The organism is Arthrobacter sp. 2YAF22_2 (assembly GCF_052114645.1).
Taxonomy (GTDB): Bacteria; Actinomycetota; Actinomycetes; order Actinomycetales; family Micrococcaceae; genus Arthrobacter.
Genome location: NZ_JBFRFD010000054.1, coordinates 1 through 10,566, shown reverse-complemented (window position 1 = coordinate 10,566; position 10,566 = coordinate 1). Strand labels below are relative to the sequence as shown.

Sequence of the window (10,566 nt, the reverse complement as noted above, 5' to 3'; positions counted from 1 at the left end):
TGTGCATGGCCAGTTCGTCCCAGTGGCCGTGCGCCACCATSGCSGTGATCGTGACGGCGGAACGCATCTGGCGGCTGAGTCCGGGCCGGGTCCAGATCCCGCCCCAGGCAATCCGGGTGATCATGTCCTGGAAGTCCTCGGTGAAGGAATCCTTGTTGGTGTTGGCGCGGTCCACGTGCGCGGCACCCAGGACCTCGCGGCGGACCGTCATGCCGCCGTCGTAGATTTCCTGGCTGGTGGCGTCCGGCTGGACCACCCCGTTGCGCGCTGCGCCGCTCTTCCCGGTGCCGTTTCCGCCGCGGCCGGTCATTTCCCGGCCCCTGCGGACTCGGCCCAGGTGATCAGGGTGCGCAGCAGGTCGGCGACGTGGCCCGGCGCTTCGAACGGCGCCAGGTGGGCCACGCCCGCCAGGGTCGCCGCGTTCGCGGTGCCGCCGCCGGCGGTGATGCCGGCGACGATCTCCTCGGCGAACGACGGCGGGGCGACGGTGTCCTCGGCGCCGGCCAGGGCCTGGGTGGGGACCCGGATACTGCCCAGTTCGCTCCGCACGTCGAAGCCGGCGAGGGCCTCGCAGCAGAACGCGTAGCTGAAGCGGTCCGCGTCGCGCAGGGTGTGCAGCAGGCGGCTGCTGCGCTCGGGCTCGCGTTCCATGAAACCCGGCGCGAACCAGCGCTGCGCGGAGCCCACGACCATCACCGGGGTGCCCTGGGTGCGGACGGTCTGGGCCCGTTCCAGCCAGCCTTCCGGGGTGCCGATTTTCGCGCCGGTGCACTGCACGGACAGGCTCTTGAGCCGTTCGCCGTGCTTGATGCCCAACTGCAAGCCGGTGGCGCCGCCGAGTGAGACACCGGCGTAGTGGAAGCGCGCGCCGGGGGCGATCGAATCGACCAGCTCGACGACGGCGTCGGCCAGTTCGGCGACGGTGAAGGTCTCCGCGGCGGCCGGTGAGATGCCGTGGCCGGGCAGGTCCCAGGCGACGACGTCGACGTCGTCGCCGAGCAGGGCGCCGGCTTGGCTCCAGAGCAGGGTGGAAGTGCCCAGGGACGGGCCCACCACGAGGAGGGGCCGCTCGCCGAGCTCGCGGACGGGTGAGAGCAGGACGGCCTTGACGGTTGGTCTAACCACGGTTGGCACCTTTCGCTTCGGTCGGTTCAGTCGGTTCAGTGGGGTGGGCGGGAGGTCCGGCGAAGTCGGGCCACGCCGCGAGGATCCGCCGCGAGATCTCGGCTGCCTGGCCAAGGTAGTTGGCCGGGTCCAGCAGTTCCTCGATCCGCCGGTCGGAGAGCTGTTCGGCCGGGACGGCGGCCCGGAGCAGCTTCCGGTAGGTGTCCGGCTGGTCTGCCGCGGGCACCTGGAGGGTCTGGTCCACGACGTCCTGGAGCCGGCGCCGGCTGTCGGTTCCCAGCAGTGGCCCGACGGCGGCGGTCACCGCCTCGGACAGCAGCAGCGGACCGGACAGGTCGAGGTTCCGCCGCATGGCCGCCGGGAAGACCTGCAGGCCTTCGGTCAGTTCACGGAGCTGGCCGGCGGCGCCGAGGGCCAGGCGGAGCAGGGAACGCAGTGCGGGCCACTCACTGTGCCAGGCGCCGTCGGCGCGTTCGTCGTTGAAATTGGCTGCCGCGAGGTGCAGCTGGGCCGCCAGCGCCGGTGCCTGCAGCGCGGCGCTGCGCACCAGCACCGACAGTACCGGGTTTTGCTTTTGCGGCATGGCCGAGGAGCCGCCGCGGCCCGCGGCCCGGGGTTCGGCGAGCTCCGCCACCTCGGGTCGGCTCAGGAACAAGACGTCGGCAGCGATCTTGCCCGCGGCGTCCGTCACGGCGGCCAGGGCGTCGCCGAGCGCGGTGACCGCGAGCCGGTTGGTGTGCCACGGCGCCGGGGCCGCGGCTAGACCGAGGCGGGCGGCGAGCCGGTCGGCGAGGTCCAGGGGCGTCAGTGCGGAGCCGTCGGTCAGCACGGTGCCGGCGGCCAGCGTGCCGGCGGCTCCGCCGGTCTGCACCGGAAGTTCGAGGGCGCCGAGCCGGCGCGCCGCGGCGGCGAGCCCGTGGAACCATTGCGCTGCCTTCAGTCCGAAGCTGAACGGCAGCGAGTGCTGCGTCAGGCTCCGGCCTACGCAGAGGGTCTGCTGGTGCCGTGCGGCGAGGCCGGCGAGGGCCGCCGTCGCGCGGGTTACGTCGGTGAGCAGTTCCCGGACGGCTCCGGCGGCCAGCAGCATCAATGCGGTGTCAAGCACGTCCTGGCTGGTCAGCGAGGTGTGTACGGCCCGCGCGGCGCCGATCCCGGCGGTGTCGAGGGCCGTGACCTGCGTACGGAGGTCCGCGAGCAGCGGGATCACCGGGTTGCCGCCGCCCTGGGCGCGGACGGCGATGCCGGCGACGTCGTAGCGCTCCACGCCGGCGGCGGCCGCCACGAGGGCCGCCGCCCCGGCCGGGGCGAGCGACGCCTCTTCGAGGACGGCCGCCCAGCCGGCTTCGACGCGGAGAATGGCGGCGAGCACCGCCCGGTCGCCGGTCAGCGCCGCCACCGCCGGCGACGCCGACACCGGGCTGAGCAGACCGAAGTCGCCGTCCCGGCCGGCGTCGCCCTCTGTGTGCGGGGTCGTCACTTCGAGGCGTCCCCTGCACTGTCGGCTCCCGCGCTGGCTCCGTCGAAGTCGAGGAACACCGTCTCGTCGTCGCCCTGCAGCCGGATGTCCCAGCTGAGGCCGCCGTCGGGGTCGCGCTGCGCGATTAGGGTCTGGCGGCGTTCGGGCTCGAGCGAGGCGAGCAGCGGGTCCGAGGCCAGGGCCTCCTCGTTCTCCGGCAGGTAGACCCGGGTGAACAGCCGGTTCATCAGGCCGCGGGCGAAGACGACCACGGAGATGAACGGCGCGGCTCCCGGCTCGGTGGGGCCCGGGTTGACCGTGGTGAAGGTGAAGACACCCGTGTTGCCCACTGCGCTGCGACCGAAGCCGGTGAAGGTGTAGCCGTCGCGCACCAGTGAGCCGGTGCGCTGCGGGACCTTCCCCTCGGCGTYGGCCTGCCAGATCTCCAGGACGGCGTCCGGGACGGGGTGCCCGGCGCCGTCGTAGACCGTGCCCTGCAGGCGGATGGATCCGGCCGAACCGGGGGCCAGCAGCTCGCGGTCCTTGGCGTACGGCAGGGCGTAGCCGTAGAACGGGCCGACGGTCTGGCCGGGGGTCGGAATCAGTTTCGTGGGGTTACTCATGGTCGTCACCTTCCGCGCCCAAGGCCTCGTTTTCGGTCCAGGTCCGCTTGGACCCGGTCAGCACAATGTCCCAGTTGTAGGCCAGCGCCCATTCCGGTTTGGTCTGGTCGTGGTTGTAGGTGGCAACCAGGCGGTCCCGCGCGTCCTGGTCCACGATCGACTGGTAGATCGGGTCCAGGGCGAAGAGCGCGTCGCCGGGGAAATACATCTGCGTGACGATCCGCTGGGTGAACTCCTGGCCGAAGAGGGAGAAGTGGATGTGGGCGGGGCGCCAGGCGTTCAGGTGGTTCTTCCACGGGTAGGCGCCGGGCTTGATCGTGGTGAAGCTGTAGGACCCGTCGGCGCCGGTGATGCAGCGGCCGACGCCGGTGAAGTTCGGGTCGAGCGGTGCCGGGTGCTGGTCACGCTTGTGGATGTAGCGGCCGGCGGAGTTGGCCTGCCAGATTTCCACGAGCTGGCCCGCCACGGGCCGGCCGTCGCCGTCGAGCACCCGGCCGGAGACCAGGATCCGCTCGCCCAGGGGTTCGCCGTTGTGCTGGATGGTGAGGTCGGATTCCAGGGCGTGCACGTCCATGTGCCCGAACGCGGGCGAGTACAGCTCAATGGTCTCCGGGTCCGCGTGCTGCAGGCTCTTGGTCGGGTGGCGCAGGATGCTGCTGCGGTACGGGGCGTAGTCCAGCCTGGGCTGGGTTTCCGCCGGGGCGCCGTTCTGGCGGGCCTGGGCGTAGGCCTCGCCGAGGGCTTTCATCTCATCGCTGAGGATCTGTTGCGATTCCGCGGCGGTATCCAGGGTCGGAACTGCCTTTGCGGCGGCCTTCGTCGGGGCTTCGGGCGCTGCGTCGGACACGTCTTCGGTGATCGGGTCCGCGTTGAAAATTTCGAGGTTGATTTCTTCAGGCACAGCAGCCTCCTTTCGTTGGGTTGGGTGGGACGGTCCTGACCGGTGGGGTCAGGCGGTGAGTTTCAGCTGGTGCAGGTGGTCGTATTGGACGGCGTGCCGGACCGGGGCGTTGGGGGCGCCGTAGCCGTCGTAGGAGCCGCGGCGTTCCACCATTTCGAAAAACACGCTGCCCGCCGTGGCGGTGTAGAAGTGCAGGAACTCGCCGTCGGCGTCGCGGTCATAGAGCAGGTTCAGCTCGCGCAGGGTGGCCAGGAACGCAGGGTCCAGGTCGAAGCGGGCAGCCAGGTCCTCGTAATAGTTCGCCGGGATGCGCAGGAACTCCAGGCCGCGGCGGCGGGCGGCGCGGGCCGTCGCCACGAGGTCGTGCACCGCGAAGGCGATGTGTTCCTGGTAGGTCCGGCGCGGTGCGGCGCCGGCGGAGTCGGACTCCGGGCCGCCCTCCTGCTGGAGCAGCGGCGCCAGGTTCAGCACCAGCCGGACGCCCCGGTCGCGGGTGGTCATCACCTGGGACCGGACCAAACCGGTGGGGCTGGCCACCTCGGCGTACGGCTGCGGTTCCAGGGCCAGCGCACTGGTGTAGAAGAGCACGGCCTCGTCGAAATGCTGCCAGGGCTGGGCGAGGTTGATGTGGTCGATCAGGGCCTGCGGGGCGTCGGGCGCGCCGCGTCCCGCGCCGGATCCCGGGTCGCCGGCCGCACCGAACTCATCGACCCAGGCAGCCGTGCCGTCCGGGCTGCCCTGGCAGAGGAACACCTCGGTGGAATCCGGGGCGGCGAAGCCCTGGAAGATTTCCTCGTTGGCCTGGCTCTTGCGCGGCACCGCGGGGGCCTTGAGCTGTTGCGCCCGGGCGGCGGCGACCACGGGGGAATCGACGTCGAAGCCGATCGCGGCAATGGCAGTCTCCGCGGCGGCGGGGGCTTCCTCGTTGATGATCACGCGCGCCTGGCCCATGGTCCACAGTTGCACGTTCTTGGTCCGGTGCCGGCCGTTGAACGCGAATCCGAGCTGGCCCAGCAAGGTTTCCAGTGCGCCGGTGTCCGCTGCCCGCACTTCGGCGAAGTTGAATCCGGCCGGTTCGGCCACCTGCGGCAACGTGGCCAGCTCCATCGGATGACGACGGCGGCCGGCGCCCCGGGCGCCCTGGCCGGCCGGTTCGCCGGCTTCAGCCAGGGAGGCATGGGCGTCCAGCCACTGGGCGCTTTGTTCCTCGAGCCAGATCAGCGAACGCATCGCGTCCACGGCGGTGCGTTCGACGTCGGACTGCCGGAAGACGTCGTTGAAGACCTCGAGGGAGACCGGGCCGGAGTAGCCGGCCCGGACCACGTGGCCCATGAACTTGGCAAGCTCGAACTGCCCCTCGCCCGGGAAGACCCGGTAGTGCCGGCTCCAGGAGAGCACGTCCAGGGACAGCTTCGGGGCGTCCGCCACCTGGACGAAGAAGATATTGTCCGGGTTGAACCGCTCAATCGGTGCCGTGTCCCAGTCCCGGGACAGGATGTGGAAGGAGTCGAGGCAGGTGCCCAGGTTCGGGTGGTCCACCCGTTCCACCAGGCGGTAGGCGTGTTCGTAGTCATTGACGTAGCGGCCCCAGGCCAGGGCCTCGTAGGCGACCTTCACCCCGTGTTCGCCCGCCAGGGAGGCCAGCCGGGACAGCTGGGCGGCGCGCAGGTCGTCGTCGTCGATGCTGGCGGTGGCCACGTTGGAGCAGACCAGGATGGTGTCCACGCCCAGCCGGGACATGAGCCGGAACTTGGCCTCCGCGCGGCGCAGGTTGGCGGCGAGGAGGTCCTCCGGGACGCTGTCGAAGTCCCGGAAGGGCTGGTAGAGGTCGAGGCGCAGGCCCAGGTCCGCGGCCGTCGTCCGGATCTCCTCCGGGCTGAGCGAGGAGGTGACGAGGTCCTGCTCGAAGATCTCGATCCCGTCGAAGCCGGCGGCGGCGCAGGCCCGCATTTTTTCCTTCAGGGTGCCGGAGAGGCAGACGGTGGCGATTCCGGTGCGCATCAGGCTGCCACCTCCTCGGCGGCCACGAGCTCCAGGAAGTGGGCACGCATACGCTCCGGGTCGGCCTCCAGGCCGGTGAAGATCCGGAAGGCGTCGGCCGCCTGTCCCACAGCCATCCGGCCGCCGTCGAGCACCTCGCAGCCCTTGGCCCGGGCCTCCCGGACGAGTTCGGTCTCGATCGGCCGGTACACAATGTCCGCAACCCAGTGCCGCGATTCCACCAGCGACACATCCAGCGGGACGCCGGGATGGGCGGCCATGCCCACGGGGGTGCAGTGCACCAGGCCGTCGGCCAGCGGCATGAGCCCGGGAAGGTCCGCCGGCGTCCGCGACGTCACTTCGGCATCCGGAAAGTAGCCGGCCAGTTCCGCCGCGCGGGCGGCGCAGCGGGCGGCGTCAGTATCCACCAGGTCCAGCCGGCGGACCCCGGCGGTCAGCAGGGCGTAGGCGACGGCCGAGCCGGCGCCGCCGGCCCCGAGTTGCACCACACGGTCCAGCTTCGCCCCGGGCAGGCCCGAGCCGAGGGCAGAGGCGAAGCCGGAGAAGTCGGTATTGTGGCCGATGAAGCGGCCATCACGGATGATCACGGTGTTGACGGCACCGAGGCGGCGGGCGTCAGGGGAGATCTCGTCCAAGTGCTCAAGCACCAGTTGCTTGCAGGGATGGGTGATGTTCAAGCCGTTGAAGCCGAGCCGGTAGGCTCCGGTGAGGAGGTTCCCGACGGCCTCGCCGGGGAGGCTGAGTTCGGTGAGGTCGATGGGCCGGTACAGGTACCGCAGGCCCTGCCGATCGCCTTCCCTTTCGTGCATGAGGGGCGTGAGCGACGGCATGACGCCATCGCCTACCAGCCCTACGAGGAAGGACTCCGCTCGGTTGCTCATCCGTCTAGCTCCTTTGACAACGGCACTCGACGGGCGGCGCTGCGAGCGGCGGCCGGCCGGGTGATGGGGATTACATTACCGTAGATGTTCACATACTGCACTAGTGTTCTCATTACGAACATCGCTACTGCTGGGGAAGTCTGGCGGAGAGCTCGGACGCCGCGGCCTGGAGCAGCGGCACGAGGGCCACCAGGGCCTCCATGCTCATCCTGAAGACGGGAACGGCGGTGGCCAGCGAGGCGAACGCGTGGCCCTGGGCATTGAAGACCGGAACAGCGACGGCGCGCATGCCCAGCTCGTTTTCCTCATCCATCGTGGCGTAACCGCGCTGCCGGACCAGCTCGATCTCGGCGCGGAAGGCATCCCGGTCCGTGATTGAAAGCTCCGTCAGCGGTTCCAGCTCGAGCTCCTCCACCAGCTGGCGCCGGGTGGTGTCGTCGGCAAACGCGATGAGCGCCTTGCCCACCGAGGTGGTGTGCAGGGCGCCAAGGTGGCCCGGGTCGGAGGTGACCCGGAAGGTTTGCGGTCCGTCCACCTTGTTGACGGTGAGATGGTGGACCCCGTCGCGCACGGAGAGGATGGTGGCTTCGCCGGATTCCTCGGTGACGCGCCGCAGGATGGGCAGCGCGGTGCCAGCGAAGCCATGATGGTTGGAAACCCGCTGGCCCAGCTGGAAGACGCGCAGGCCCAGGTGGTAGCGGCGGCCGTCGGGCTCGTAGTCCACGAAGCCGTCCCTGGTAAGAGAGCCGAGCAGCCGGTAGGTGGTGCTGAAGGGAAGGTCGGCGCGGCGCGAAAGCCCGGCGGCACTGGCCCCGCGCGGCTCGTCGCCCAGCAGTACCAGCAGGCCCAGGGCCTTGCCCACCATGTCGGTGCGGGATTCCTCCCGGGCCTGCCGCGTGGGTTTTTCCGGCCCGGCAACCGCGTCGCCGGGATCGATGGCCGGCTCTGTGTCTTGGTTCACACTCATGTATCGATATTGCCACATGGTGAGAGCTATTGCTAGATGATGATTATTTTTGTTGACAAGTGATCGCCCTCACAGCCATGCTGGTTACATCGCACAAGTAGCTCCCACCATGTGGCTACTAGTCCGGGTCTTTCCTCGGTCCACCGGCTGCCGCACAATTGAAGCCACCGGCCGGCGGGACCTTTCCGATCCATCCGCGACAACGTCGTCACATCGAAGGAACACCATGAGCCAGACACTCCCGTCTACGACGCCGGGCACTGCCGCACCGGCCGGGACACCTAAGAAGGCAGCCCTCGCCAGCTTCCTAGGCAGCGCCGTCGAGTACTACGACTTCTTCATCTTCGGTTCCGCCGCAGCATTGATTTTCCCCAAGGTCTTCTTCCCGGACGCCGACGCGAACGCCTCGATCATGTCCTTCGCGACCTTCGGCTTCGCGTACGTGGCGCGGCCGGTCGGTGCCGTCATCCTGGGCCACTTCGGCGACCGGGTGGGCCGCCGGAAGGTCCTGATGTTCACGCTGCTCCTGATGGGCGCCTCCACGTTCGTGATCGGCTGCCTGCCCGACTTCAAGACCGTCGGCTGGTGGGCTCCCGTGCTGCTCGTGATCGCCCGGCTCTGCCAGGGCCTTTCCGCCGCCGGCGAGCAGGCCGGCGCCTCCTCCATGACCCTGGAGCACGCCCCGGACAACCGCCGGTCCTTCTTCACCTCCTGGACCCTGACCGGCACCCAGGGCGGCCAGATCCTTGCCGCACTCGTTTTCATTCCGGTGCTGGCGCTCCCCGACGAGGTCAAGTACGGCATCGGCTGGCGCATCCCGTTCTGGCTTAGCGCCGTCGTCGTCATGGTCGCGTTCTTCATCCGCCGCACCCTGCACGAACCGCCGGCCTTCGCGGAAGCCCAGAAGACCGCCCAGATTTCCAAGCTCCCGGTCGCCGACCTGCTCAAGCACCACTGGCGCGACGTCCTGCGCGTGGTTGCCTGCGCCTTCATCGCCGCTGTGTCGACCGTCTTCGGGACCCTGGCCATCAGCTACGCCAAGAATGTCGCCAATGTCGACGGCACCGTCACGCTCTGGCTCGTCGTCGGCGCCAACCTCGTCGCCCTCGGCACCCAGCCGCTCTTCGGCAAGCTGGCCGACCGGATCGGCCGCAAGCCGGTCTTCATTTACGGCGCCATCGCCAGCGCGGTGTTGACTCCGGTGTTCCTGCTCAGCCTCGAATCCGGCAGCATCCCGCTGATGTTCCTGGCCGCCATCGGATTCTTCTCCTTCGGCTACGCGGCCTCCAACGCCGTCTGGCCCTCCTTCTACGCGGAGATGTTCAGCACCAAGGTCCGCTTCTCCGGCCTCGCGATCGGCACCCAGCTCGGCTTCCTGATGGCCGGCTTTGCCCCGGCAATCGTAGCGGCGATGGGCGGCATCAAGCCCGGCGGCTGGGTCCAGATCAGCATCTTCACCGCGATCATCTCCGCCATCGCTGCCATCTCGGCACTGACGGCCAAGGAAACCTTCAAGGTTCCCACCAAGGAGCTCGGCCTGCGCTAGGTCGTCACTCCCACTGGGAAGGCCCGGTGTGTTCACCGAACATGCCGGGCTTTTCCGTGTGCTGACGCGCGTTTCGGTGCCGTGCGGCCGGAAGACATGACGGCCTACCGCGGCCGGGCGGGCGTTCCGGGGTTGAGCCGTGCGATTGCTGTGGAGAGGACGGTGGCGAATCCGCACCACGCGGCGTAGGGAGCCAGCGCGGCGCCGGCGCGGCGGTTCAAGTGGTGGGTCCGCCGGACCAGATCCGCACTGCTGAGCGCCAGCACGGCGCACTCGGCCGCGGCCAGCCACGGCCGTCGGGAGCGCCAGAAAAGCCAGCTCCACGCCGCGTTGAGGATGAGGTTTGCGGCGAGGGCGCCCTGATAGGCGCGGATGTCCCGCCTCCCGTCCTGCCCGTCGTCAGCATCCCGGCTGTCCAGCGCGACGGCGGAACTCACGGCGAGGTCCGCGTACAGCGCCGTCCAAACGACCGGGAAGGCAAGCGCGGGCGGCTGCCAGCCCGGCTTGCGCAGCCGCTGGTACCAGCGGCTGCCCGGATCCGTCGCCACCCCGCCGGCCGCTGCCGTCGCGGCAGTCGCGGCCGCGGTCCACAACACGGTCATCAGTTTCATCATTGATCCCCTATTCGTCTCATGGCCGGGCCGCCTCGGCCCGGCGCGCACAGCCGCTCGTCCGCTAGCCGGGACCGGCGCCCAGCACGGCCGCCAGGTCGTAACGCACCGGCTCCTCGAGCTGGCCGTAAGTGCAGGAGCCGGGCTCCCGGTCCGGACGCCAGCGGACAAACTGGCTCGTGTGACGGAACCGTTCGCCCTCCATATGGTCATACTTCACTTCCAAGACCCGCTCCGGGCGCAGGGGAGTAAAGCTGAGGTCCTTTCCTCCGCTCCAGCGGCTTCCCTCGGAGTTGCGCGGCGTGCGGGCCCCCTCCTCCTGCTTGGCCCAGGCCCACGGATGCTCCGCAAAGTCGGTGACCAGCGGCTGAAGCTCCTCGAACAATTCCTTGCGGCGCTGCATCGGAAAGGCGCCCACGACGCCCACGCTGGCAAGCACGCCGTCGTCGTTGTAC

Annotated in this window: 10 protein-coding genes and 1 pseudogene; 1 reads left to right on the top strand and 10 read right to left on the bottom strand. The window is 69.6% G+C overall.

Going from position 1 to position 10,566, the window contains the following annotated elements; translation table 11 throughout:
• The 8 genes from AB4Y86_RS03985 to AB4Y86_RS03950 all read right to left on the bottom strand — a co-directional run.
• On the bottom strand, positions 1 to 310 hold a 310-nt coding region (locus AB4Y86_RS03985), incomplete at its 3' end, for a carboxymuconolactone decarboxylase family protein (RefSeq protein ID WP_441400286.1).
• Positions 307 to 1,125, bottom strand: a complete 819-nt coding sequence (locus AB4Y86_RS03980; RefSeq protein ID WP_441400284.1) for an alpha/beta fold hydrolase — start codon at positions 1,123 to 1,125, stop codon at positions 307 to 309. The genes AB4Y86_RS03980 and AB4Y86_RS03985, both read right to left, overlap by 4 nt.
• Complete coding sequence (locus AB4Y86_RS03975; protein WP_441400283.1) at positions 1,118 to 2,602, bottom strand: lyase family protein; 1,485 nt, start codon at positions 2,600 to 2,602, stop codon at positions 1,118 to 1,120. Before AB4Y86_RS03975 ends, AB4Y86_RS03980 begins: the two co-directional genes overlap by 8 nt.
• Positions 2,599 to 3,204, bottom strand: coding sequence for a protocatechuate 3,4-dioxygenase subunit alpha (pcaG, locus tag AB4Y86_RS03970; protein WP_441400281.1), 606 nt, complete (start codon positions 3,202 to 3,204; stop codon positions 2,599 to 2,601). Before pcaG ends, AB4Y86_RS03975 begins: the two co-directional genes overlap by 4 nt.
• On the bottom strand, positions 3,197 to 4,105 hold the full coding sequence (pcaH, locus tag AB4Y86_RS03965; protein ID WP_441400279.1) for a protocatechuate 3,4-dioxygenase subunit beta: 909 nt from the start codon (positions 4,103 to 4,105) through the stop codon (positions 3,197 to 3,199). The genes pcaG and pcaH overlap by 8 nt, the downstream gene beginning before the upstream one ends.
• Positions 4,106 to 4,153: 48 nt before the next feature.
• Positions 4,154 to 6,106 (bottom strand): TIM barrel protein, encoded by a 1,953-nt coding sequence (locus AB4Y86_RS03960; RefSeq protein WP_441400278.1) that lies wholly within the window; start codon positions 6,104 to 6,106, stop codon positions 4,154 to 4,156.
• On the bottom strand, positions 6,106 to 6,987 hold the full coding sequence (locus AB4Y86_RS03955) for a shikimate dehydrogenase (protein WP_441400276.1): 882 nt from the start codon (positions 6,985 to 6,987) through the stop codon (positions 6,106 to 6,108). The genes AB4Y86_RS03960 and AB4Y86_RS03955 overlap by 1 nt, the downstream gene beginning before the upstream one ends.
• Before the next feature lie 124 nt (positions 6,988 to 7,111).
• Positions 7,112 to 7,954 (bottom strand): IclR family transcriptional regulator, encoded by an 843-nt coding sequence (locus tag AB4Y86_RS03950; protein ID WP_441400274.1) that lies wholly within the window; start codon positions 7,952 to 7,954, stop codon positions 7,112 to 7,114.
• Between the two features lie 226 nt (positions 7,955 to 8,180).
• Here AB4Y86_RS03950 and AB4Y86_RS03945 point away from each other — a divergent pair, with 226 nt between their 5' ends.
• Positions 8,181 to 9,500, top strand: coding sequence for an MFS transporter (locus AB4Y86_RS03945; protein WP_441400273.1), 1,320 nt, complete (start codon positions 8,181 to 8,183; stop codon positions 9,498 to 9,500).
• 104 nt (positions 9,501 to 9,604) lie between these two features.
• Here the strand turns inward: AB4Y86_RS03945 and AB4Y86_RS03940 are convergent, their stop codons facing one another.
• Entirely contained in the window at positions 9,605 to 10,114 is a 510-nt protein-coding gene (locus AB4Y86_RS03940) for a TspO/MBR family protein (protein WP_441400271.1), read from the bottom strand.
• A gap of 61 nt (positions 10,115 to 10,175) precedes the next feature.
• Positions 10,176 to 10,566, bottom strand: a pseudogene (ligC, locus tag AB4Y86_RS03935) (ATP-dependent DNA ligase); the annotation flags it as partial.

What these genes read in the sequence shown, in the direction of transcription:
- AB4Y86_RS03960 (WP_441400278.1), bottom strand. Translation starts at nt 6,106, where the DNA reads ATGCGCACCGGAATCGCCACCGTCTGCCTCTCCGGCACCCTGAAGGAA.
- AB4Y86_RS03955 (WP_441400276.1), bottom strand. Translation starts at nt 6,987, where the DNA reads ATGAGCAACCGAGCGGAGTCCTTCCTCGTAGGGCTGGTAGGCGATGGC.
- AB4Y86_RS03950 (WP_441400274.1), bottom strand. Translation starts at nt 7,954, where the DNA reads ATGAGTGTGAACCAAGACACAGAGCCGGCCATCGATCCCGGCGACGCG.
- AB4Y86_RS03945 (WP_441400273.1), top strand. Translation starts at nt 8,181, where the DNA reads ATGAGCCAGACACTCCCGTCTACGACGCCGGGCACTGCCGCACCGGCC.
- AB4Y86_RS03940 (WP_441400271.1), bottom strand. Translation starts at nt 10,114, where the DNA reads ATGATGAAACTGATGACCGTGTTGTGGACCGCGGCCGCGACTGCCGCG.